The sequence below is a fragment of the Erwinia sp. E602 genome, from assembly GCF_018141005.1.
In the GTDB taxonomy this organism is placed as follows: domain Bacteria; phylum Pseudomonadota; class Gammaproteobacteria; order Enterobacterales; family Enterobacteriaceae; genus Erwinia.
This window is the reverse complement of the sequence record NZ_CP046582.1, coordinates 3450072-3474146: the sequence shown is the minus strand read 5'-3', so window position 1 is coordinate 3474146 and position 24075 is coordinate 3450072. Positions and strand designations below refer to the sequence as shown.

The 24075-nt window shown below is 58.6% G+C and carries 24 protein-coding genes; 23 read left to right on the top strand and 1 reads right to left on the bottom strand.

Going from position 1 to position 24075, the window contains the following annotated elements:
• The first annotated feature begins 45 nt into the window (after window positions 1-45).
• From GKQ23_RS17445 to nei, 8 genes are all read left to right on the top strand, one after another.
• Window positions 46-252 (top strand): YbfA family protein, encoded by a 207-nt coding sequence (locus GKQ23_RS17445; RefSeq protein ID WP_056239910.1) that lies wholly within the window; start codon window positions 46-48, stop codon window positions 250-252.
• Between the two features lie 143 nt (window positions 253-395).
• The gene (locus tag GKQ23_RS17440) at window positions 396-1352 is read left to right on the top strand and encodes a 2-thiouracil desulfurase family protein (protein ID WP_212409005.1); all 957 of its coding nucleotides are present in this window, start codon (window positions 396-398) and stop codon (window positions 1350-1352) included.
• A gap of 14 nt (window positions 1353-1366) precedes the next feature.
• A complete protein-coding gene (gene phrB / locus GKQ23_RS17435; protein WP_212409004.1) occupies window positions 1367-2797 on the top strand; it encodes a deoxyribodipyrimidine photo-lyase in 1431 nt (476 codons plus the stop codon).
• A gap of 2 nt (window positions 2798-2799) precedes the next feature.
• Window positions 2800-3543 (top strand): type 2 GTP cyclohydrolase I, encoded by a 744-nt coding sequence (locus tag GKQ23_RS17430; protein ID WP_212409003.1) that lies wholly within the window; start codon window positions 2800-2802, stop codon window positions 3541-3543.
• A 122-nt stretch (window positions 3544-3665) separates the two neighbouring features.
• Window positions 3666-4322, top strand: a complete 657-nt coding sequence (gene pxpB / locus GKQ23_RS17425) for a 5-oxoprolinase subunit PxpB (protein WP_056239897.1) — start codon at window positions 3666-3668, stop codon at window positions 4320-4322.
• A complete protein-coding gene (gene pxpC / locus GKQ23_RS17420; RefSeq protein WP_212409002.1) occupies window positions 4316-5245 on the top strand; it encodes a 5-oxoprolinase subunit PxpC in 930 nt (309 codons plus the stop codon). Before pxpB ends, pxpC begins: the two co-directional genes overlap by 7 nt.
• Window positions 5235-5975, top strand: a complete 741-nt coding sequence (gene pxpA, locus GKQ23_RS17415; protein WP_212409001.1) for a 5-oxoprolinase subunit PxpA — start codon at window positions 5235-5237, stop codon at window positions 5973-5975. Before pxpC ends, pxpA begins: the two co-directional genes overlap by 11 nt.
• A 17-nt stretch (window positions 5976-5992) precedes the next feature.
• Window positions 5993-6784: an endonuclease VIII gene (gene nei, locus GKQ23_RS17410; RefSeq protein ID WP_212409000.1), complete on the top strand. Its 792-nt coding sequence runs from the start codon at window positions 5993-5995 to the stop codon at window positions 6782-6784.
• A 73-nt stretch (window positions 6785-6857) separates the two neighbouring features.
• Here the strand turns inward: nei and GKQ23_RS17405 are convergent, their stop codons facing one another.
• Window positions 6858-8141, bottom strand: a complete 1284-nt coding sequence (locus tag GKQ23_RS17405; protein WP_056239885.1) for a citrate synthase — start codon at window positions 8139-8141, stop codon at window positions 6858-6860.
• A 628-nt stretch (window positions 8142-8769) separates the two neighbouring features.
• On the opposite strand from GKQ23_RS17405, the gene sdhC reads away from it, so the two are divergent.
• The 15 genes from sdhC (at window position 8770) to tolR (ending at window position 24051) form a co-directional block, all read left to right on the top strand.
• The gene (gene sdhC, locus GKQ23_RS17400; RefSeq protein ID WP_056239882.1) at window positions 8770-9159 is read left to right on the top strand and encodes a succinate dehydrogenase cytochrome b556 subunit; all 390 of its coding nucleotides are present in this window, start codon (window positions 8770-8772) and stop codon (window positions 9157-9159) included.
• Window positions 9153-9500: a succinate dehydrogenase membrane anchor subunit gene (gene sdhD / locus GKQ23_RS17395; protein WP_056239877.1), complete on the top strand. Its 348-nt coding sequence runs from the start codon at window positions 9153-9155 to the stop codon at window positions 9498-9500. Before sdhC ends, sdhD begins: the two co-directional genes overlap by 7 nt.
• Window positions 9500-11266 carry a succinate dehydrogenase flavoprotein subunit gene (gene sdhA, locus GKQ23_RS17390; protein WP_056239875.1) on the top strand — a complete coding sequence of 589 codons (1767 nt, stop codon included), beginning with the start codon at window positions 9500-9502 and terminating at the stop codon, window positions 11264-11266. The genes sdhD and sdhA overlap by 1 nt, the downstream gene beginning before the upstream one ends.
• Window positions 11267-11281: 15 nt before the next feature.
• Window positions 11282-11998 carry a succinate dehydrogenase iron-sulfur subunit gene (locus tag GKQ23_RS17385; RefSeq protein WP_056239872.1) on the top strand — a complete coding sequence of 239 codons (717 nt, stop codon included), beginning with the start codon at window positions 11282-11284 and terminating at the stop codon, window positions 11996-11998.
• A 348-nt stretch (window positions 11999-12346) separates the two neighbouring features.
• Window positions 12347-15154: a 2-oxoglutarate dehydrogenase E1 component gene (sucA, locus tag GKQ23_RS17380; protein WP_056239868.1), complete on the top strand. Its 2808-nt coding sequence runs from the start codon at window positions 12347-12349 to the stop codon at window positions 15152-15154.
• A 14-nt stretch (window positions 15155-15168) separates the two neighbouring features.
• Window positions 15169-16383, top strand: coding sequence for a 2-oxoglutarate dehydrogenase complex dihydrolipoyllysine-residue succinyltransferase (odhB, locus tag GKQ23_RS17375; protein ID WP_212408999.1), 1215 nt, complete (start codon window positions 15169-15171; stop codon window positions 16381-16383).
• Window positions 16384-16473: 90 nt separating this feature from the next.
• On the top strand, window positions 16474-17640 hold the full coding sequence (gene sucC, locus GKQ23_RS17370; protein WP_056239861.1) for an ADP-forming succinate--CoA ligase subunit beta: 1167 nt from the start codon (window positions 16474-16476) through the stop codon (window positions 17638-17640).
• On the top strand, window positions 17640-18512 hold the full coding sequence (sucD, locus tag GKQ23_RS17365; protein ID WP_056239857.1) for a succinate--CoA ligase subunit alpha: 873 nt from the start codon (window positions 17640-17642) through the stop codon (window positions 18510-18512). Before sucC ends, sucD begins: the two co-directional genes overlap by 1 nt.
• 613 nt (window positions 18513-19125) lie before the next feature.
• Window positions 19126-20694 (top strand): cytochrome ubiquinol oxidase subunit I, encoded by a 1569-nt coding sequence (cydA, locus tag GKQ23_RS17360; protein WP_212408998.1) that lies wholly within the window; start codon window positions 19126-19128, stop codon window positions 20692-20694.
• Window positions 20695-20709: 15 nt separating this feature from the next.
• The gene (gene cydB / locus GKQ23_RS17355; RefSeq protein ID WP_212408997.1) at window positions 20710-21849 is read left to right on the top strand and encodes a cytochrome d ubiquinol oxidase subunit II; all 1140 of its coding nucleotides are present in this window, start codon (window positions 20710-20712) and stop codon (window positions 21847-21849) included.
• Between the two features lie 14 nt (window positions 21850-21863).
• Entirely contained in the window at window positions 21864-21974 is a 111-nt protein-coding gene (gene cydX, locus GKQ23_RS17350; protein WP_056239847.1) for a cytochrome bd-I oxidase subunit CydX, read from the top strand.
• A complete protein-coding gene (gene ybgE / locus GKQ23_RS17345; protein WP_212408996.1) occupies window positions 21974-22267 on the top strand; it encodes a cyd operon protein YbgE in 294 nt (97 codons plus the stop codon). Before cydX ends, ybgE begins: the two co-directional genes overlap by 1 nt.
• 253 nt (window positions 22268-22520) lie before the next feature.
• Window positions 22521-22934, top strand: a complete 414-nt coding sequence (gene ybgC, locus GKQ23_RS17340; protein WP_056239842.1) for a tol-pal system-associated acyl-CoA thioesterase — start codon at window positions 22521-22523, stop codon at window positions 22932-22934.
• Entirely contained in the window at window positions 22931-23608 is a 678-nt protein-coding gene (gene tolQ / locus GKQ23_RS17335) for a Tol-Pal system protein TolQ (protein ID WP_212408995.1), read from the top strand. The genes ybgC and tolQ overlap by 4 nt, the downstream gene beginning before the upstream one ends.
• Window positions 23609-23622: 14 nt before the next feature.
• On the top strand, window positions 23623-24051 hold the full coding sequence (tolR, locus tag GKQ23_RS17330; protein WP_056239837.1) for a colicin uptake protein TolR: 429 nt from the start codon (window positions 23623-23625) through the stop codon (window positions 24049-24051).
• Window positions 24052-24075 lie beyond the last annotated feature (24 nt).

The window sequence follows — 24075 nt, the reverse complement described above, 5'->3', positions numbered from 1 at the left end:
TTGCTCAGATAACCATCAATCTTAAATTCCCTTAACGGAGGACGTATGAGTCACTATCATCACTATTCATCAACGCGGGTCTGTGTACGTCGCTGCGCCGCACTGCTTATTGGCGTGCTGGCGCTGCCGGTGATGCTGTTCCGCTCCGACCGCGCGCGTTTCTACAGCTATCTGCACCGTTTCTGGCTGAAGACCAGCGATCAGCCGGTCTGGCTGAGCCAGGCAGAAGCGGCAGGCATCGATTTCTATTAAGCCTGCCGTTTCCTGTCATACCGATCCCGCCGCCGGCGGGATTTTTTTTACCCGTAGTCCGGTGAGGCGGTAAGAAACAGGTGAGCGCACGGCAATTCTGCGCTACACTTAAATCTGTACAAGAATTTTGAGGTTGTATAACTATGAGCGAAAAAATTCCTGTTGGCATCAGCGCCTGCCTGCTGGGTGAAAAAGTCCGTTTTGATGGCGGCCACAAGCGCAACGAATTTGCCACCGAGCAGCTGGCACCCTTTCTGCGCTTTGAACCAGTGTGCCCGGAGATGGCTATCGGCCTGCCCACCCCTCGCCCGGCGTTGCGCCTGACCGAGGAGCCGGGCGGCGAAACGGCGCTAAGCTTCAGCAACGGCCAGGCTGCGCCGGTGACGCAGCAGATGCAGCATTTTTCAGCTGAGAAAGTCAGCCAGCTGCAGCACCTCTGCGGCTATATCGTCTGCGCAAAATCCCCCAGCTGCGGCATGGAGCGGGTGCGCGTCTATCAGCCTGATAACAACAACAACCGTAAAGCCGGTACCGGCATCTTCACCCGCGAACTGATGGCGCAGATGCCGTGGCTGCCGGTGGAGGAGGACGGCCGCCTGCACGATCCGTTGCTGCGCGAGAATTTCGTGACGCGCGTCTATGCGTTACATGAATTTAATCAGCTGTGGCAGAGCGGTCTGACCCGCGCCGGGCTGATGGCGTTCCATACCCGCTACAAACTGCTGTTGCTGGCGCATTCGCAGCCGCTGTACCGGGAAATTGGGCCGTTTGTGGCGGCGATGGGCCAGTGGGACTCGCTGGACGCCTTTGCCGTGGCCTATCGTCAGCGGCTGATGGATCTGCTGAAAACCGAAGCCACGCGCAGCAACCATACCAACGTGCTGATGCACGTTCAGGGCTACTTCCGCCGCCAGCTGAAGTCATCCCAGCGTCAGGAGCTGGCCGGGCTGATCGACTGTTACCGCCGCGGGGTGCAGCCGCTGCTGGCGCCGATTACCCTGCTTAAACACTACATGAATGAGTATCCGCACCCGTGGCTGACCGAACAGCGCTACTTCGCGCCTTACCCTGACCAGCTGTGCCTGCGCTACGGACACTAAATTAAGGATGTTTTATGCTGACCCATCTGGTCTGGCTGCGTAACGACCTGCGCATTCACGACAACTCTGCCCTTTATGCTGCCTGCCGCTCAGAGGGCGCGCGGGTGCTGGCGCTGTTTATCGCCACGCCTGGCCAGTGGCAGTCCCATGATATGGCCCCGAAACAGGCGGAATACATCTGGCAGAACCTGCAGTCCTTGCAGCAATCGCTGGCGGAGAAGGGCATCCCGCTGTTTCTGCAGCAGTGCGACGATTTCGACGCTTCCGTGACGCTACTGCAGGATTTCTGCCGCGAACACCGTGTGGACCGCCTGTTCTATAACTATCAGTACGAGGTAAATGAGCGTCAGCGCGATGCCGCCGTCGAACGCACGCTGTTTGACGACGAAGTGATGGTGCAGGGCTTTGACGACAGCCTGCTGCTGCCGCCGGGCAGCGTGCTGACCGGCAGCCGCGAGATGTATAAGGTGTTTACCCCGTTCAGCAAAGCCTTCGTTAAACGCCTGAAAGAGGGCCTGCCGGAGTGCGTGCCCGCGCCCGCCGTGCGCCCGGATGGACCGCTGTCCACGCCTGATGCGCTGCAGCCGTTTGATTACCCGCGTGAGGCGTTCGACGATCGATTGTTCCCGGTGGGGGAGAAAGCGGCGATTGCCCGGCTGCGGGAGTTCTGCCAGCAGCCGGTCACCGAGTACCCGGATAAACGCGATCTGCCGGCGCTGGACGGCACCAGCCGCCTGTCCGCGTGCCTGGCGACGGGGGTGCTGTCGCCGCGTCAGTGTCTGCATCGTCTGCTGAAGCAGCATCCGCACGGGCTGGACGATACCCGGGTGTTTGTCTGGCTGAATGAGCTGATCTGGCGCGAGTTTTACCGCCACCTGATGGTGGCCTTCCCGGCGCTATGCCGTCATCAGCCGTTCATTAAATGGACGCGCAACGTGCGCTGGCGCGAGGATGCCGCACTGCTGCAGGCCTGGCAGCAGGGAAAAACAGGCTACCCGATCGTTGACGCCGCCATGCGTCAGCTTAATGCGCTGGGCTGGATGCACAACCGGCTGCGGATGATCACCGCCAGTTTCCTGGTCAAAGACCTGCTGATCGACTGGCGCCAGGGTGAGCGCTACTTTATCTCGCAGCTGATCGATGGCGACCTCGCGGCCAACAACGGCGGCTGGCAGTGGGCGGCGTCCACCGGGACCGACTCGGCCCCCTATTTCCGCATCTTTAACCCGACCACCCAGGGCGAACGCTTTGACCTTAGCGGTGAGTTTATCCGCCGCTGGGTGCCGGAGCTGAGCCGGGTGCCGGAAAAATATATCCATCAGCCTCACGAGTGGGCAAAGAAAAATCAGCAAAAACTCGATTATCCTGCGCCGATCGTGGAACATAAACAGGCACGCCAGCAGACGCTGGACGCCTTTGAGGCCGCACGCAAACAGATGGATTGATTATGCTGAATACTGAACTCGAAACGCTGGTAAACCAGTTCCTGAACGCTTCCGCTTTTGACGACTACGGCCCGAACGGCCTGCAGGTGGAAGGGCGCGGTGAGATTAAAAAGGTGGTGACCGGCGTGACCGCCTGCCAGGCGCTGCTCGATGAAGCGGTGCGGCTGCAGGCCGATGCGGTGCTGGTGCACCACGGTTATTTCTGGAAAAACGAGCCGTCGGTGATCAAGGGCATGAAGCGCCGCCGGCTGAAAACCCTGCTGGCTAACGACATCAATATGTTTGGCTGGCACCTGCCGCTGGATGCGCATCCGCAGCTTGGCAATAACGCGCTGCTGGCAAAGATGTTTGGCATTGAGGTGAAGGGAGAAGTGAAGCTGCTGTTACCCTGGGGCGAGCTGACCACACCGCTGAGCGGCGAACAGCTCGGGCAGCGCATCGCTGAGGTGCTGGGCAGAACGCCGCTGCACTGCGGCGATAATGCACCGGCGCTGATCAGACGCGTGGCCTGGTGCAGCGGCGGCGGTCAGGGCTTTATCGATGCGGCGGCCGCCTTTGGTGTTGATGCCTTTATCAGCGGTGAAGCTTCTGAGCAGACCATCCACAGCGCCCGCGAGCAGGGCATCCACTTCTTTGCCGCCGGACACCACGCCACCGAACGCTGCGGCATTCAGGCACTCGGTGAGTGGCTGGCCGGGCAGCACGGGCTGGACGTGACCTTTATAGATATTGATAACCCGGTCTGATCGGTTCCCGGTTCGCTTTGTCTGCCGGGCGTCCCTCGATCCTGCCCGGCAGATCGACACCAGCGCGAAGTCTTCGCCACGCTCGCTCACTGCCTGAAAAACCTTTTTTGCGGAGGTTGCCTGTGCAACACGCGCGATATTATCTGTTAGGAGAACGTACGGCGGTGCTGGAGCTGGAGCCGCCGTTTTCACTCACCGCGCAGCAGCGGGTCTGGAGCCTGGCGCAGCAGCTGCAGCCGCTCCCGCAGGTGCTGGACGTGGTGCCGGGCATGAATAACCTTAGCGTGATCCTGCGCGAAGCGCCGCATAACGCCGCGGAAGTGCTGGCGTGGCTGCAGCAGGCGTGGCAGCAGAGCGGGTCGCAGGAGGCGGAATTCCGCCGCGTCGACATCCCGGTGATTTACGGCGGCAGCGGCGGAGCCGATCTGCAGCACGTGGCGCGCCATCACGGCCTGAACGCTCGCCAGGTGGTGGAGATGCATGCCGCCGCTGAGTACGTAGTGTGCTTTATCGGCTTCCAGCCGGGGTTTCCCTACCTGGCCGGGCTGGACCCGCGCCTGCACACCCCACGCCGCGACACCCCAAGGGTGCGGGTGCCCGCCGGGTCGGTCGCCATCGGCGGCAGCCAGACCGGCATCTATCCCCTTGAATCCCCTGGCGGCTGGCAGCTGATTGGCCACACCGCTACCGCGCTGTTTCTGCCCGATCGCCAGCCGCCGGTGCTGCTGCGCCCGGGCGATCGGCTGCGTTTTGTACCGCAAAAGGAGGGCGTATGTTAACCCTGATCCGCGCCGGTCTGAGCAGCTCGCTGCAGGATGCCGGCCGTCCCGGCTGGCGACAGTACGGCATCAGCCTCGGTGGGGCGCTGGATCGGCCAGCGATGCACACCGCCAATCTGCTGGTGGGCAACGCGCCCGACAGCGCGGTGGTGGAAATCACCCTGGGCCAGTTCTGCGTTGAGTTTGGTCGCGACGGCTGGTTTGCCTTAACCGGGGCAGGGTGCCATGCGCGGCTTGACGGGCGTGAGGTGTGGACCGGCTGGCGCACCGCGGTCAGAAAGGGCCAGCGGCTGACGCTGGGTCTGCCCAGCCGCGGCATGCGCAGCTATCTGGCCGTTGACGGCGGCTTTGCGCTGGAGCCGGTGCTGGGCTCTTCCGGCACCGATCTGCAGGCCGGTTTCGGCGGTTTTTCCGGGCGCAGGCTGGCCGACGGTGACCGTCTGCCGCTGCAGCCTGCGCGGCGCTTCAAACGCCCGGTCGGCGTGCGTCAGCTGCTGTGGGGCAACCGGGTGCGGGCGCTGCCCGGACCGGAGTATCAGGAGTTCAGCGAGGAGAGTCAGCATGCGTTCTGGCGCTCCGCCTGGCGGCTCGATCCGCAAAGCAACCGCATGGGTTACCGGCTGCAGGGGAACCGCCTGGAGCGGGAGAATAGCCGCGATCTGCTCTCCCACGGGCTGGTTCCCGGCGTGGTGCAGGTGCCGCCGGCCGGGCAACCGATCGTGCTGCTGGGCGATGCGCAAACCACCGGTGGTTACCCGCGTATCGCCTGCGTGATCGAAGCCGATCTTTACCATCTGGCCCAGCTGCGGCTGGGGGAACCGCTGCACTTTGTGCACTGTACGCTGGAAGAGGCGCAGCGGGCCAGAGCTGAACAGCAGCGCGCGCTGCAACGCATGATCTGGGGGCTGAACCATGAAGATTGATCTTAACGCGGATCTCGGTGAAGGGGCGGGAAGCGACGCTGAGCTGCTGCAGCTGGTCTCATCGGCCAATATTGCCTGCGGCTTTCACGCCGGTGATGCCGGCACCATGCTGCAGTCGGTGCGGCTGGCGCTGGCGGCGGGAGTCGCGATTGGCGCACATCCTTCGTTCCCCGATCGTGAGAACTTTGGCCGCAGTGCTATGCAGCTGCCGCCGGAGACGGTGTATGCCCAGCTGCTCTATCAGGTCGGGGCGCTGCAAACAATCGTCCGCAGCGAAGGCGGGCGGCTGGTTCACGTGAAGCCGCACGGCATGCTCTACAACCAGGCGGCGGGCGATGCCGCGCTGGCTGACGCCATTGCCCTCGCGGTGCGGGCGGTCGATCCGGCGCTGATGCTGGTGGGGCTGGCCAACAGCGAACTGATCCGCGCCGGCCAGCGCCACGGCCTGGTAACGCGTCAGGAGGTGTTTGCCGATCGTGGCTATCGGGCAGACGGCACGCTGGTGCCGCGCGGCCAGCCGGGGGCGCTGGTGGAGAGTGATGCCCAGGCGATTACGCAGACGCTGAGCATGGTGCAGCAGGGGCGGGTACAGTCTCTCAGCGGCGAGTGGGTTAACGTGCGGGCAGAGACGGTTTGCCTGCACGGCGACGGGGCGCATGCGCTTGAGTTTGCCCACCGGCTGCGTGGGGCATTCCGTCAGCAGCAGATCCGCGTCAGCGCAGCAGATTAACTTACGGAGGCAGGACGATGCCTGAAGGACCGGAGATCCGCCGCGCGGCGGACCAGCTGGAAAAAGCGGTGCGCGGCAAAGAGCTGACCGACGTCTGGTTCGCCTTTCCCGCGCTGCAGACCTATCAACAGGCGCTGATCGGCGAGCGGGTGACCGCGCTGGAAACCCGTGGCAAAGCGCTGCTCACCCACTTCTCTAACGGCCTGACGCTCTACAGCCATAACCAGTTGTACGGCGTCTGGCGGGTAGTCGCTACCGGTAGTGAACCGCAGACTCAACGCCAGCTGCGGGTGCGGCTGGCGACGGCGGACAAAACGCTGCTGCTCTACAGCGCCTCGGATATCCAGCTGCTGAACGCCGACGGGCTGGCCAGCCATCCGTTTCTGCAGCGGGTGGGGCCGGACGTGCTGGATATGACGCTGACCGAGGCGCAGGTGCGCGAGCGGCTGCTGTCCAAACGCTTTCGCGGGCGGCAGTTCAGCGGACTGTTGTTGGATCAGGCGTTTCTTGCCGGGCTGGGAAACTATCTGCGCGCCGAGATCCTCTGGCAGGCGAGGCTGGCGCCGCAGCATAAGGCACAAACGCTGAACGATGCGCAGCTGACGGACCTGTGCCACGCGCTGCTGGCGATACCCAGGCTCTCTTACCACACGCGCGGGCAGGCCGACGAGCGGCACCATCACGGCGCGCTGTTCCGCTTTAACGTATTTCACCGGGCCGGTAAGCCCTGCCCGCGCTGTGGCATCATGATTGAGAAAAGCACGCTGGCATCGCGGCCGTTCTACCGTTGCCCTGTTTGTCAGCCATAAAAAAATGGCCGGAGGATCTCCGGCCATTTCGTTGACGTTGCTCAGCCAGAGCGGGGGAGGCCCCGCTCTGCGATTACTTCTTCAGCTGTGAGGTAAAATCACGCTGTTCGTAACCGGTGTAGAGCTGACGCGGACGGGCGATCTTGACGCCTTCGTCATGCATCTCTTTCCAGTGGGCGATCCAGCCAACGGTACGCGCCATGGCGAAGATCACCGTAAACATGGATGACGGGATGCCCATCGCCTTAAGGATGATGCCGGAGTAGAAGTCGACGTTTGGATACAGCTTACGCTCGATGAAGTACGGGTCATTAAGCGCAATGTGTTCCAGCTCCATCGCCACTTCCAGCAGGTCATCTTTCATGCCCAGCTCGTTGAGCACTTCATGGCAGGTCTCACGCATTACGGTGGCACGCGGGTCGTAGTTTTTGTAAACGCGGTGACCGAAGCCCATCAGACGGAACGAATCGTTTTTGTCTTTGGCGCGGCGCAGGAACTCAGGAATGTGCTCAACGGTGCTGATCTCTTCCAGCATACGCAGGCAGGCTTCGTTGGCACCGCCGTGTGCAGGCCCCCACAGTGACGCGATACCGGCCGCGATGCAGGCAAACGGGTTAGCACCGGATGAACCGGCGGTACGCACGGTGGAGGTCGACGCGTTCTGCTCGTGATCGGCGTGCAGGATTAAGATCCGGTCCATCGCACGTTCCAGCACCGGGTTCACCACGTAGTCTTCGCACGGTGTGGAGAACATCATATGCAGGAAGTTGCCGGCATAGGAGAGATCGTTACGCGGATAAGCAAACGGCTGGCCGATTGAATATTTGTAACACATCGCTGCCATGGTCGGCATTTTCGACAGCAGGCGGAACGCGGCGATTTCGCGGTGACGCTCAATGTTTACGTCCATCGCATCGTGATAGAACGCCGCCAGTGCGCCGGTCACGCCGCACATCACCGCCATCGGGTGCGAGTCACGGCGGAAGCCGCGGAACAGATGGTGGATCTGCTCATGCAACATGGTGTGGCGGGTCACGGTGACTTTGAATTCGTTGAACTGTTCCGGGGTAGGAGCTTCACCGTTCAGCAGGATGTAGCATACTTCCAGATAGTTGGAGTGCAGGGCCAGCTGGTCGATCGGGAAACCACGGTGCAGCAGAATGCCTTCATCACCGTCGATAAAGGTGATTTTGGATTCGCACGACGCGGTAGAGGTGAAGCCAGGGTCAAAAGTGAAATACCCTTTAGAGCCCAGAGCTCGTACGTCGATCTCTTCCGGGCCCAGCGTACCTTTCAGTACGTTCAGCTCAATAGGGGCTTCGCCGTCGAGGGTTAGCGTCGCTTTTTTATCAGCCATTTATAGTCTCCTTAGCGCCTTATACAGGGATCATTTACCACCGGGAAAACCACAACCTCCCAGCCTTATTGCCAGGCGCTATAAGGATATCAACTCTGTGGCATCTTATAATGTGCAGGGTACAGAGTGACGGGCGCGTTGGCCTGGGTGGCACATTCCTGATGCGTATCATGGTTTAAGACCCGGTTTGGCCATATCCTACATCATAACCAAAACCCGATACTTTATAGATAATCATCATCAATGTTACATAACTTGTGCTTAGGGGAAAGTGTATCCCCATAACTTTTGTGCATCATAGTCCTTTTGAGGCATCGTTTGTAACAAAGTTGTTTAAGTATTGTCAAATCAGATAATTAAATTTGTGTAGAATGTAAAATCCGTGAGGGTGATCACTGTTCCACTTTAAATTCCCCAAAGTGTTTGTAGGGGAATTGTAATAAGAATGTGATCCCCCTATACTGCGGCCAGGTCTCCGGAAAACCCTGCTGTAGGAGCCACCCAGCGTTTCATGCGCGCTATTATCTGACACTGGACGTTTGTAGTTTTAGTGCCTGCGCAAAGTTTCACGTGTGACGCTGTCTGAGCCCCCCTTCAGGACCGGAGGAAGCAAAATAAGAAAGGCTGTGTGGGCAAAACCGTGAAAAAACAAAGACCTGTCAACTTGGATCTCTCTACGATCCGGTTTCCCGTAACTGCAATAGCGTCCATTCTCCACCGCGTATCCGGGGTGATCACCTTTGTGTCGATCGGGATATTGCTCTGGTTACTGGGTCTCTCGCTCTCTTCTCCCGAAGGTTTCGATCAGGCATCCGCCGTGATGACCAGCTTCTTCGCCAAATTCATTATGTGGGGCATTCTCACTGCGCTCGCTTATCACATTGTGGTCGGTATTCGCCACATGCTGATGGATTTCGGCTACCTGGAAGAAACCTTAGAGGCGGGTAAACGTTCCGCGCATATTGCTTTCGCTATCACTGTCGTGCTGTCTGTTCTTGCAGGAGTCCTCGTATGGTAAGTAACGCTTCTGCACTGGGTCGCAACGGAATCCATGACTGGCTGCTGCTGCGAGCTGCCGCCATGGTAATGACCCTTTATGTGCTTTATATCCTCGGCTTCCTGATCATGTCAGGGCCACTGACTTATGACATCTGGCATGGCTTCTTTGCCTCCCCGGTAACCAAAGTTTTCACGTTGCTGACGCTGTTGTGCATTCTGGTTCATGGCTGGATTGGCATGTGGCAGGTACTGACCGACTACATTAAACCGCTGGCGCTGCGTATGGTGCTGCAGCTGGTGATTGTGGTCGCGCTGTTCGTCTATGCAATTTACGGAACTGTTGTCGTGTGGGGTGCGTAATGAAGTTGCCAGTAAGAGAATTTGATGCCGTGGTGATCGGCGCGGGTGGTGCAGGTATGCGCGCCGCCTTACAGATCTCCCAGTCGGGCCAGAGCTGTGCCCTGCTGTCTAAAGTATTTCCAACCCGTTCCCATACCGTGTCTGCGCAGGGCGGTATCACCGTTGCGCTGGGTAACACCCATGAAGATGACTGGGAATGGCACATGTACGACACCGTTAAAGGCTCCGACTATATCGGTGACCAGGACGCGATTGAATATATGTGTAAAACCGGTCCGGAAGCGATTCTGGAACTGGAACATATGGGCCTGCCGTTCTCCCGCCTGGACGATGGCCGTATCTATCAGCGCCCGTTTGGTGGCCAGTCGAAAAACTTCGGCGGCGAGCAGGCGGCACGCACCGCGGCGGCGGCAGACCGTACCGGTCACGCCCTGCTGCACACCCTCTACCAGCAAAACCTGAAAAACCACACCACTATCTTCTCTGAATGGTATGCGCTGGATCTGGTGAAGAATGCTGACGGTGCGGTGGTCGGTTGCACCGCGATGAATATCGAAGACGGTGAAGTGGTTTACTTCAAGGCCAAGGCAACGGTGCTGGCCACCGGCGGTGCCGGACGCATCTACCAGTCCACCACCAACGCCCATATCTGTACCGGTGACGGCGTCGGCATGGCGCTGCGCGCCGGCGTGCCGTTGCAGGATATGGAAATGTGGCAGTTCCACCCGACCGGCATCGCCGGCGCGGGCGTGCTGGTGACCGAAGGCTGCCGTGGGGAAGGCGGTTACCTGCTGAACAAACACGGCGAGCGCTTTATGGAGCGTTACGCACCGAATGCCAAAGATCTCGCCGGTCGTGACGTGGTCGCGCGTTCCATCATGATCGAAATCCGCGAAGGCCGCGGCTGCGATGGCCCGTGGGGCCCGCACGCCAAGCTGAAACTGGACCACCTCGGTAAGGATGTGCTGGAAGCTCGCCTGCCGGGCATCCTTGAACTGTCGCGCACCTTTGCCCACGTCGACCCTGTCAAAGAGCCGATTCCGGTGATCCCAACCTGCCACTATATGATGGGCGGTATTCCTACCCGCGTCAGCGGCCAGGCACTGACGGTCAACGAGCAGGGTGAAGACGTGCTGATCCCGGGCCTGTTTGCGGTCGGTGAGATCGCCTGCGTTTCGGTGCACGGTGCTAACCGTCTTGGCGGCAACTCGCTGCTGGACCTGGTGGTATTTGGCCGCGCGGCAGGCCTGCATCTGGCGGAATCGATCGCCGAGCAGGGAACCCTGCGTGACGCCACCGAAGATGAAGTTAACGCTGCGATGGCGCGCTACAACCGCTGGGACAACAACACCACCGGTGAAGACCCGGCCGAGCTGCGTAAAGCGCTGCAGTCCTGCATGCAGAACAACTTCTCGGTGTTCCGTGAAGGTGATGCGATGGCGAAAGGGCTGGAGGAGCTGAAAGTGCTGCGTGAACGTCTGCACAACGCCCGCCTGGACGATCGTTCCAGTGACTTCAACACCCAGCGTGTGGAGTGCCTGGAGCTGGATAACCTGATGGAAACGGCTTATGCCACCGCGCTGTCGGCCAACTTCCGCACCGAAAGCCGTGGCGCGCACAGCCGCTTCGATTACCCTGAGCGTGACGATGCGAACTGGTTATGCCATACCCTGTATCTGCCGCAAAACGACAGCATGACGCGCCGTGAAGTGAACATGCAACCGAAACTGCGTGCGGCCTTCCCGCCGAAAGCGCGTACCTACTAGTTTGCGGAGAGAGACATGAAACTCGAATTTTCCATCTATCGCTACAACCCGGATGTCGATGATGCGCCGCGCATGCAGGATTATACGCTGGAGTCGGAAGACGGCCGTGACATGATGCTGCTGGACGCGCTGATGCGTCTGAAAGAGCAGGATCCGACGCTGGCCTTCCGTCGCTCCTGCCGTGAAGGCGTCTGTGGCTCAGACGGCATCAACATGAATGGTAAAAATGGCCTCGCCTGCATTACCCCGGTGTCCGCGCTGGGGAACGGCAAGCAGAAAATTGTTATCCGCCCGCTGCCCGGCCTGCCGGTGATCCGCGATTTGGTGGTGGACATGGGGCAATTCTATGCTCAGTATGAGAAGATTAAGCCTTACCTGTTGAATAATGGGAAAAATCCACCGTCCAGGGAGCATTTACAGGCCCCTGAGCAGCGTGAAAAACTGGATGGCCTGTACGAGTGTATACTTTGTGCCTGTTGTTCAACTTCGTGCCCGTCGTTCTGGTGGAACCCCGACAAGTTCGTCGGTCCGGCTGGCCTGCTGGCGGCGTACCGTTTCCTGATTGACAGCCGTGATACCGAAACGGATGCCCGTCTGGATAATCTGAACGATGCTTTCAGCGTATTCCGCTGTCACAGCATCATGAACTGTGTGAGCGTGTGTCCGAAAGGGCTCAACCCGACCAAAGCCATCGGCCATATCAAGTCGATGCTGCTGCAACGGGGCGCATAACGACAAAAATATGCACAAAATCATTCAGGGTGCATCAAGGCGGCAAACGAGTGAATCCCCGGGAGCATAGGCCGCTATGTGACTGGGGTTAATGAGAGCAGCCAACGCAGAGGCAGCGTGAAGGATGACGTGCATATCCGGGAACCTCAGGTTCCCGGTCTTTTAACAGGCGATCTTTGGAAGGTGTTTTGGGCTGATTTGCCGCCTGAGACGTCTCGCAAAGGTTCCCTTACGGGCCGCTGCTCGTATCGAAGAACCGTATATGGTAAGCCGTTAACGCGGCACGGGACTTGCAAAGGTTCCTTCAATAACCACGGCGAAAAAAAGCATAATGCTTAAGGGATCACAATGCAGAACAGCGCGATGAAACCCTGGCTGGACTCATCCTGGCTGGCCGGCGCGAACCAGTCCTACATAGAGCAGCTCTATGAGGACTTCCTGACCGATCCTGACTCTGTTGACGATGCCTGGAAATCGCTTTTCCAGCAGCTTCCGGGGACGGGAGTTAAACCAGAGCAGTTTCATTCCACCACGCGTGAATACTTCCGCCGTCTGGCGAAAGATGCTACGCGCTACACGGCCTCCGTCAGCGATCCGGAAACCAATGCCAAACAGGTAAAGGTCCTGCAGCTGATAAATGCCTTCCGTTTCCGCGGCCATCAGCAGGCCAATCTCGATCCGTTAGGCCTGTGGAAGCAGGATACGGTGCCGGATCTCGATCCGGCCTGGCACGGCCTGACCGATGCCGACCTGCAGGAAAGCTTCAACGTAGGCTCGTTTGCGATCGGCAAAGAGACGCTGAAGCTGGCCGATCTGTACGCCGCGCTGAAACAGACCTACTGCGGCTCGATCGGGGCCGAGTACATGCATATGACCAACACGGAAGAGAAACGCTGGATCCAGCAGCGTATCGAATCGGTGGTGGGGCAGGCTTCCTTCTCCTCTGAAGAGAAGAAGGGCTTCCTGCAACAGCTGACGGCAGCTGAAGGCCTGGAGCGCTATCTGGGCGCGAAATTCCCCGGGGCGAAGCGTTTCTCCCTGGAAGGCGGCGATGCGCTGGTGCCGATGCTCAACGACATGATCCATCATGCCGGCAAGAGCGGTACGCGTGAAGTGGTGCTGGGTATGGCGCACCGCGGCCGTCTGAACGTGCTGATCAACGTGCTGGGCAAAAGGCCCCAGGATCTGTTCGACGAGTTCTCCGGCAAGCATAAAGAACACCTCGGCACCGGTGACGTGAAGTACCATATGGGCTTCTCGTCCGACGTGGAAACCCCCGGCGGCATGGTACACCTGGCGCTGGCGTTTAACCCGTCTCACCTTGAGATCGTCAGCCCGGTAGTGATGGGCTCGGTGCGTGCGCGTCTTGACCGCATGGATGAACCGGGTTCCAACAAAGTGCTGCCGATTACCATCCACGGTGATGCGGCGGTGATCGGCCAGGGCGTGGTGCAGGAAACGCTGAACATGTCGGCGGCCCGCGGTTATGAAGTTGGCGGTACCGTGCGTATCGTGATCAACAACCAGGTTGGTTTCACCACCTCTAACCCGAAAGACGCCCGTTCAAGTCAGTACTGTACCGACATCGGTAAAATGGTGCTGGCTCCGATCTTCCACGTTAACGCGGACGATCCGGAAGCGGTGGCCTTTGTCACCCGCCTGGCGTTGGATTTCCGTAACACCTTTAAACGCGACGTGTTTATCGATCTGGTGTGTTACCGCCGTCATGGTCACAACGAAGCGGATGAGCCTAGCGCCACCCAGCCGGTGATGTACCAGAAGATCAAGAAACACCCGACTCCGCGTAAGATTTACGCGGACAAGCTGGAATCTGAACAGGTTGCCAGCCTGGAAGATGCCACGGAAATGGTCAACCTGTACCGTGACGCGCTGGATGCCGGCGAATGTGTGGTGCCGGCATGGCGTCCGATGAGCCTGCACTCCTTTACCTGGTCACCGTATCTGAATCACGACTGGGATGAAGGCTATCCGGAGAAACTGGACCCGCAGCGTCTGCAGTCGCTGGCGAAACGCATCAGTACGGTGCCGGACGCGGTTGAGATGCAGTCCCGCGTGGCGAAGATCTACAACGATCGCGCTGAAATGGCCGCCGGCAACAAGCCGTTCGACTGGGGCGCAGCAGAAAACCTGGCCTACGCCACGCTGGTTGATGAAGGTATTCCGTGCCGCCTCTCAGGTGAAGACATGGGCCGTGGCACCTTCTTCCACCGTCATGCGGTGATCCATAACCAGTCCAACGGCTCGACTTACACCCCGCTGCAGCACGTGCACAACGGCCAGGGCGTGTTTAAGGTCTGGGACTCCGTGCTGTCGGAAGAAGCGGTACTGGCGTTCGAGTACGGCTATGCAACGGCAGAGCCGCGTACCCTGACCATCTGGGAAGCGCAGTTCGGTGACTTCGCCAACGGTGCGCAGGTGGTGATCGACCAGTTCATCAGCTCCGGCGAGCAGAAGTGGGGCCGTATGTGTGGCCTGGTGATGCTGCTGCCGCACGGCTACGAAGGCCAGGGCCCTGAGCACTCCTCCGCGCGTCTGGAACGCTATCTGCAACTCTGCGCCGAGCAGAATATGCAGGTGTGCGTGCCGTCCACGCCGGCGCAGGTTTACCATATGCTGCGTCGCCAGGCGTTGCGTGGTATGCGCCGTCCGCTGGTGGTGATGTCGCCGAAGTCGCTGCTGCGCCATCCGCTGGCGGTCTCGTCGCTGGAAGAGCTGGCCGACGGAGCCTTCCGTCCGGCGATTGGCGAGATCGACGATCTCGACCCGCAGGGCGTGAAGCGCGTAGTGCTCTGTTCCGGTAAAGTCTATTACGATCTGCTGGAAAAACGCCGTAAAAATGAGCAAAGCAATGTGGCGATTGTGCGTATCGAACAGCTCTATCCGTTCCCGCACAAAGCCGTACAGGAAGCGTTGCAGCCGTATGCCCACGTTCATGATTTTGTCTGGTGTCAGGAAGAGCCGCTGAATCAGGGCGCATGGTACTGCAGCCAGCACCATTTCCGCGAAATCGTGCCATTTGGGGCTTCATTACGTTATGCCGGTCGTCCTGCATCCGCATCGCCGGCCGTGGGTTACATGTCCGTTCACCAGCAGCAGCAGCAAGATCTGGTTAATGACGCGCTGAACGTAGATTAATTAAAGGAAAGAAAATGAGTAGCGTAGATATTCTTGTTCCCGACCTGCCTGAATCCGTTGCTGATGCAACCGTCGCCACCTGGCATAAAAAGCCGGGTGATGCGGTGACCCGTGATGAAGTGCTGGTGGAAATTGAAACTGACAAAGTGATCCTGGAAGTGCCTGCTGCTGCGGACGGCGTGCTGGAAGCCATCCTTGAAGACGAAGGTGCCACCGTCACCTCTCGCCAGTTGCTGGGGCGCCTGAAAGAAGGCAACAGCGGCGGCAAAGAGACCTCGGTTAAAACCGAAAGCAAAGACTCTACGCCAGCCCAGCGTCAGACTGCCTCGCTGGATGAAGAAAGCAACGACGCGCTCAGCCCGGCCATTCGCCGCCTGATCGCCGAGCACAACCTCGATGCGTCTGCCATTAAAGGCACCGGCGTCGGTGGCCGTCTGACCCGTGAAGATGTGGAAAAACATCTGGCACAGGCTCAGGCGAAAGCCCCTGCTGCCAAAGCACCTGAGGCTGCACCGGTGGTGCAGGCAGGCCGCAGCGAGAAGCGTGTACCGATGACCCGCCTGCGTAAGCGCGTGGCCGAACGTCTGCTGCAGGCGAAAAACAGCACCGCGATGCTGACCACCTTCAACGAAGTCAACATGCAGCCGATCATGGCACTGCGTAAGCAGTACGGTGATGCCTTCGAGAAGCGCCACGGCGTGCGCCTGGGCTTTATGTCCTTCTACATCAAAGCGGTGGTAGAAGCGCTGAAGCGTTATCCGGAAGTGAACGCCTCGATCGACGGTGAAGATGTGGTCTACCACAACTACTTCGACGTCAGCATCGCCGTCTCCACGCCGCGTGGCCTGGTGACGCCGGTACTGAAAGACGTTGATGCGCTGAGCATGTCGGACATCGAGAAGAAAATCAAAGAGCTGGCGATTAAAGGCCGTGACGGCAAGCTGACCGTTGAGGAGCTGACCGGCGGTAACTTCACCATCACCAACGGCGGCGTGTTCGGTTCGCTGATGTCGACGCCGATCATCAACCCACCGCAGAGTGCGATCCTTGGTATGCACGCGATCAAAGATCGTCCGATGGCGGTGAATGGTCAGGTGGTGATCCAGCCGATGATGTATCTGGCGCTCTCTTACGACCACCGCCTGATCGACGGACGTGAGTCCGTGGGTTACCTGGTGGCGATTAAAGAGCTGCTGGAAGATCCGGCGCGTCTGCTGCTGGACGTTTAAACCTTGCAGAGCACGGCCAGCGCCGTGCTCTGTTCTATGTGTAGCCACAACGGTGGCTAAGTCTTTTCAGACCTGAATGGATAGAACATCATGAACTTACACGAATATCAGGCAAAACAGTTGTTTGCACGGTATGGCTTACCGGCACCAACCGGCTACGCCTGCACCACGCCACGTGAAGCTGAAGAAGCCGCCTCTAAAATTGGCGCCGGCCCGTGGGTTGTGAAATGTCAGGTTCATGCCGGTGGCCGCGGTAAAGCGGGCGGCGTGAAGGTTGTTAACAGCAAAGAAGACATTCGTGCGTTCGCCGAAAACTGGCTGGGCAAAAACCTGGTGACCTATCAGACTGACGCAGGCGGTCAGCCGGTTAATCAGATCCTGGTTGAAGCAGCGACCGATATCGACAAAGAGCTGTATCTGGGTGCCGTAGTGGACCGTGCGACCCGTCGCGTGGTGTTTATGGCCTCTACCGAAGGCGGCGTGGAAATCGAGAAAGTGGCGGAAGAGACTCCGCATCTGATCCACAAAATGGCGCTGGACCCGCTGACCGGTCCACAGCCTTACCAGGGCCGTGAGCTGGCGTTCAAGCTGGGCCTGACCGGTAAGCAGGTTGGCCAGTTCACCAAGATCTTTATGGGTCTGGCGACGCTGTTCCTGGAGCGCGACCTGGCGCTGGTTGAGATCAACCCGCTGGTGATCACTAAGCAGGGCGACCTGGTGTGTCTCGACGGTAAACTGACCGCCGACAGCAACGCCATGTTCCGTCAGCCTGAGCTGCGCGAAATGCGTGACCCAAGCCAGGAAGATGCCCGTGAAGCCCACGCAACGCAGTGGGAACTGAACTACGTGGCGCTGGAAGGCAACATCGGCTGCATGGTTAACGGAGCCGGTCTGGCGATGGGCACCATGGACATCGTGAAGCTGAGCGGTGGCCAGCCGGCCAACTTCCTGGACGTTGGCGGCGGCGCGACCAAAGAGCGCGTGACCGAAGCCTTTAAAATCATCCTGTCTGACGATGCGGTGAAAGCGGTCTTCGTTAACATCTTCGGCGGCATCGTCCGCTGTGACCTGATTGCTGACGGTATCATCGGTGCCGTGGAAGAAGTCGGCGTCAACGTACCGGTTGTGGTCCGTCTGGAAGGTAACAATGCTGAGCTGGGCGCGAAAAAACTGGCAGACAGCGGATTGAATATTATTGCAGCAACCAGCCTGAGTGACGCGGCACAGCGCGTTGTTGCCGCAGCGGAGGGTAAATAATGTCCATTTTGATCGATAAAAACACCAAAGTGATCTGCCAGGGTTTCACCGGCGGTCAGGGTACCTTCCACTCTGAGCAGGCGCTGGCCTACGGTACGCAGCTGGTTGGCGGCGTCACTCCGGGTAAAGGCGGCACTGAGCACCTTGGCCTGCCGGTGTTTAACACCGTGCGCGAAGCGGTAGAAGCCACCGGCGCCACCGCCTCGGTGATCTACGTTCCGGCTCCGTTCTGCAAAGACGGTATCCTGGAAGCGATTGAAGCGGGCATCAAACTGATCATCACCATCACCGAAGGCATCCCGACGCTGGATATGCTGACCGTGAAGGTGAAGCTGGATGAAGCCGGCGTGCGCATGATTGGCCCGAACTGCCCGGGTGTCATCACTCCAGGCGAATGTAAAATCGGCATCATGCCTGGCCACATTCACCAGCCGGGCCGTATCGGCATCGTTTCCCGTTCCGGTACCCTGACCTATGAAGCAGTCAAGCAGACCACCGACATCGGCTACGGCCAGTCGACCTGCGTCGGTATCGGCGGTGACCCGATCCCAGGTTCAAACTTCATCGACATCCTGAAACTGTTCCAGGATGACCCGCAGACCGAAGCGATCGTGATGATCGGTGAGATTGGCGGCAGCGCGGAAGAAGAAGCCGCAGCGTTTATCAAAGAGTACGTGACCAAGCCGGTCGTCGGCTATATCGCCGGCGTTACCGCGCCGAAAGGCAAGCGTATGGGCCACGCCGGTGCGATTATCGCCGGTGGCAAAGGCACCGCAGACGAGAAGTTTGCTGCGCTGGAAGCGGCCGGTGTGAAAACCGTGCGTAGCCTGGCGGACATCGGCGACGCGGTGAAAGCCGTACTGCCACAGTAAGCTAAACTCTTGCGATATCAGGGCTGCCTTCGGGCGGCCCTTTTTGTTTCTTCCGGCGGCAGGTAGCGCAAAGCCACGGGCTGGCTGGCCTGGTTAATAAAATTTTAAATTACGGGAATTATCATTTACCGTAACAGGTGGCATAAGTGGATGGTGCATTCACCTTTTACTTTATAAAGTTATACAATAGTTTCACAACTCTCCTCTCCGGCACAGTTGCCTCGTCAGATTATTATTCTGGATCAATAAATGCCGATTTATACCTGGGTATTTATCTGGAATTGCCGTCTCCGATAGGGTTAAATTGCGCCACATCAATGATGGATAGATCGTTGATTCATCGAAATTTGATGTAAGACAAGAAAAGAATATTGTCATCGAAAACCACTTTAATCCTGTGGGGAGAAAGGCGTATCATCACTGCGCAATCTCACCACCAGAAATTTTAAATCCGTCTTTGCCCTGGGGCTCAGCTGCGCTGAGGCGTGCTGCATTGCGCCTGTAGCCAGGGTTCAGGAACGCGGTTTTCGTTATTACCGGGGGCACGAATAAGTAAATGCGTTTCTGACTCATTTATTTAAGGCTGCTCCCTTTAGCGGAGCAAGGAGTTATCATGTTTGATATTGTCGAACTGTCACGTTTACAGTTTGCATTGACGGCGATGTATCATTTCCTGTTTGTGCCACTGACGCTGGGTATGGCGTTTTTACTGGCCATCATGGAGACGATCTACGTCCTGTCAGGTAAACAAATCTATAAAGATATGACCAAATTCTGGGGCAAGTTATTTGGCATCAACTTTGCGCTGGGCGTGGCCACCGGGCTGACTATGGAGTTCCAGTTCGGCACCAACTGGTCCTATTACTCGCACTACGTTGGCGATATCTTCGGTGCGCCGCTGGCCATCGAAGGCCTGATGGCGTTCTTCCTTGAATCCACTTTTGTTGGCCTGTTCTTCTTCGGCTGGGACCGGCTGGGTAAAGTGCAGCATATGGCGGTCACCTGGCTGGTGGCGCTGGGCTCAAACCTGTCGGCGCTGTGGATCCTGGTGGCAAACGGCTGGATGCAGAACCCGGTGGCCTCTGAGTTCAACTGGGAAACCATGCGTATGGAGATGGTCAGCTTCTCCGAGCTGGTGCTCAACCCGGTCGCACAGGTGAAATTCGTCCACACCGTGGCGGCAGGTTACACCTGCGGCGCGATGTTTATTCTCGGGGTTAGCGCTTACTATCTGCTGCGCGGCCGCGACGTCGCCTTCGCCAAACGCTCGTTTGCGGTGGCCGCCAGCTTCGGTATGGCCGCCATCCTGTCAGTGATCGTGCTGGGTGACGAATCCGGTTACGAAATCGGTGACGTGCAGAAAACCAAACTGGCCGCGATCGAAGCCGAGTGGGAAACCCAGCCTGCGCCGGCCGCCTTTACCCTGTTTGGCATTCCCGACCAGGATAAGCAGGAGAACCGCTACGCCATCCAGATCCCGTGGGCGCTGGGGCTGATTGCCACCCGCTCGGTGGACAAGCAGGTCACCGGTCTGAAAGAGCTGATGGGCCAGCATGAAGTGCGCATCCGTAACGGTATGAAAGCCTACGCGCTACTGCAGGAGCTGCGCGGCGGCAATCAGGACCCGGCGGTGCGTACTGCCTTTAACGCGGCGAAGAATGACCTTGGCTACGGCCTGCTGCTGAAGCGCTATACTCCGGCCGTCTCTGACGCCAGCGAAGCGCAGATTAAACAGGCGGTACAGGACTCCATCCCTCGCGTGGCGCCACTCTACTTCTCCTTCCGCATCATGGTCGCCAGCGGCATGCTGATGCTGCTGATCATCGGACTGTCGTTCTGGACGGTGATTCGTAACCGCATTGGTCAGTGGCCGCTGCTGCTGAAGTGCGCGCTGTACGGTATCCCGCTGCCGTGGATCGCTATCGAATCCGGCTGGTTTGTTGCCGAGTATGGTCGTCAGCCGTGGGCAATTGGTGAGGTGCTACCTACGGCGGTCGCTAACTCGTCGCTCACTGCCGGGGATCTGCTGTTCTCAATGGGACTCATCTGCGGGCTCTACACGCTGTTTATCGTGGCCGAGATGTACCTGATGTTCAGGTTTGCCCGGCTGGGGCCGAGTAGCCTGAAGACCGGCCGCTATCACTACGAGCAGCCTGAGCCACGTCTGCAGACGGTCCGCTAAGGGAGACACTGAGCGATGTTAACTTATGAATTGATGCGTTTTATCTGGTGGCTGCTGATCGGCATCCTGTTTATCGGCTTCGCGGTCGCCGACGGCTTCGACATGGGGGTCGGCATGCTGACCCGCATTCTCGGCCGCACCGATACCGAGCGTCGGGTGATGATCAACAGTATTGCCCCGCACTGGGACGGCAACCAGGTGTGGTTAATCACCGCCGGCGGCGCGCTGTTTGCCGCCTGGCCGATGGTCTACGCCGCAGCGTTCTCCGGATTCTACGTGGCGATGATCCTGGTACTGGCTTCGCTGTTCTTCCGTCCGGTCGGTTTCGATTACCGGTCGAAGATTGAGGATATGCGCTGGCGCGGCATGTGGGACTGGGGCATTTTCATCGGCAGCTTCGTGCCGCCGCTGGTGATCGGCGTGGCGTTCGGCAACCTGCTGCAGGGCGTGCCGTTCCATATCGACAACGATCTGCGTCTGTTCTATACCGGCAATTTCTTCCAGCTGCTGAATCCGTTTGGCCTGCTGGCCGGCATCGTCAGCCTGACCATGATTCTGGCACAGGGAGCGACCTACCTGCAGATGCGCACCGTTGGCGTACTGCATCAGCGTGCCCGCTGCGCGGCGCAAATTTCCGCGCTGGTGATGATGGTCTGTTTCGCGCTGGCCGGCGTCTGGGTAGTTTATGGTATCGATGGCTACGTGGTGACCTCGGCGCTGGATCACAACGGCGTCTCCAATCCGCTGCTGAAAACGGTGGGCCGCGAGGCCGGTGCCTGGCTGGTTAATTTCAATCACACGCCGGTACTGTGGCTGATTCCGCTACTGGGCGTGGTGCTGCCGCTGCTGACCGTCCTGTTTTCACGGCTGGAGAAGGGCGCCTGGGCGTTCCTGTTCTCCTCACTGACGCTGGCCTGTGTGATCCTGACGGCCGGCGTAGCGATGTTCCCGTTCGTGATGCCCTCCAGCACCGTGCCGGGTGCCAGCCTGACGATGTGGGATGCGACCTCGACGCTGCTGACGCTGAAGGTGATGACCGTGGCCGCGATTATCTTCGTGCCGCTGATCCTCATCTATACCAGCTGGTGTTACTGGAAGATGTTCGGCCGGGTGACCAATGAACAGATTGAAAACAACACCCACTCACTCTACTGAATAGGAGCGATATCATGTGGTACTTTGCCTGGATCCTTGGCACGCTGCTGGCCTGTGCCTTCGGAATTATCACCGCGCTGGCGCTGGAACATGTTGAGGCCAGCAACGCAGAAGGCGACCAGTAATGGGGCAGGGGGTAAGCCGTCTGTATCAACTGATGGACAGATGCCCCCTGCGGGCGCTGTCGCTGGCCGCCGCGCTGCTGCTGGCGGGCTGTATCTTCTGGGACCCGGCGCGCTTTGCCGCCAACAGCGGCCATCTGGCTATCTGGCAGGGGCCGTTGCTGATCTGGGCGGTATGCAGTGGAGTGATCCACGGCGTCGGCTTCCGCCCGCGACGCCTGCGCTGGCAGGGGGTATTTTCGCCGCTGCCGGCGTTAATCCTGCTGGTCTGCGGCATCGTTTTCTTCTACCGCTAACACGGTTACCGTCCGCCAATGCCTGGCTGCCCGATCGGCCAGGTATACTGTCGACAATCTAACGGATTTTCGTCTGTTTTTATCTCTGTAATTGTCAATCTTTGTTTGCCAAACGTACTGACTTCCCATAAGTTGTTACCGTTCAATAATTATTTTCGTTCCCCTCTGGCAACCCATTCCCAAGCCCTGTGCTCTTGCGTATAGTAGCAACGTTTTCGGGGTACCAACGTTTAATGCATTACCGGGATGTAGAGTGAGTACAACGCTGTTTCGATGGCCGGTGCGCGTCTATTATGAAGACACAGATGCCGGCGGCGTGGTTTACCACGCCAGCTACGTTGCTTTTTATGAACGGGCACGTACTGAGATGCTGCGTCAGCGCCATTTCAATCAACAGGCACTGCTGGAACAGCAGGTGTCCTTTGTCGTGCGTCGAATGACGGTTGATTACCTTGCTGCCGCACGTCTGGACGATCTGCTCAGCGTGGAGTGCCGGGTGGTTGCCATGAGCCGCACGACCATGACGTTCGCTCAGCGCATTCTGAATGCTGATGGGCGTGTACTCAATGAAGCAGAAGTCCTTATTGCCTGCATCAATCCACATCTAATGAAGCCGATAGCGCTTCCCAAGTCTATTGTCGCGGAGTTCAAGCAGTGGCTGACATGAATGTTCTTGATTTGTTCCTGAAGGCGAGCCTTCTGGTAAAACTGATCATGTTAATTTTAATCGGATTCTCCATCGCCTCCTGGGCGGTGATCATTCAGCGCACCCGTATTCTGAATGCGGCGACACGGGATGCAGACGCTTTCGAAGATAAGTTCTGGTCGGGTATCGAACTCTCGCGCCTGTACCAGGAGAGCCAGGCGCGCCGCGATGAGCTCGGGGGCTCGGAGCAGATTTTCTATGCCGGCTTCAAAGAGTTTGCCCGGCTGCACCGCGCGAATAACCACGCGCCGGAAGCAGTAGTGGAAGGGGCGACCCGTGCCATGCGCATCTCAATGAACCGCGAGCTGGAAGCGCTGGAAAACCATATTCCATTCCTTGGTACCGTCGGTTCAATCAGCCCGTATATCGGCCTGTTTGGTACGGTATGGGGGATCATGCACGCCTTTATCGCCCTCGGTGCGGTAAAACAGGCCACCCTGCAGATGGTGGCACCGGGTATTGCCGAAGCGCTGATCGCTACCGCGATCGGTCTGTTTGCGGCGATCCCGGCCGTGATGGCCTTCAACCGTCTGACCCTGCGCGTGAATAAGCTGGAGCAGAACTACGACAACTTTATGGAAGAGTTCACGGCTATCCTGCACCGTCAGGCTTTCACCAGCGACGCCAGCAAGTAAGTCGGAGGTTTCACATGGCCAGAACGCGTGGTCGCGGTCGACGCGACATGAAGTCCGAGATCAACATCGTTCCGCTGCTGGACGTACTGCTGGTGCTGCTGCTGATCTTCATGGCAACCGCACCGATCATTACCCAGAGCGTTGAGGTCGATCTCCCGGACGCAACAGATTCTAAAACCGTCTCCACTAATGATAATCCGCCGGTGATTGTTGAAGTTTCCGGCGTCGGGCAGTACAGCCTGGTGGTCGATCACGACCGCATGGAGCAGTTACCGTCTGAGCAGGTCGTCGCCGAAGCACAGCGTCGTATCACTGCCGATCCGAAGACCGTGTTCCTGATCGGCGGTGCGAAAGAGGTGCCCTACGAAGAGATCATCAAGGCGCTTAACTTGCTGCATCAGGCAGGCGTGAAGTCTGTCGGATTAATGACGCAGCCGATTTAATTCATTCGAACCGTTTTTGGGAAT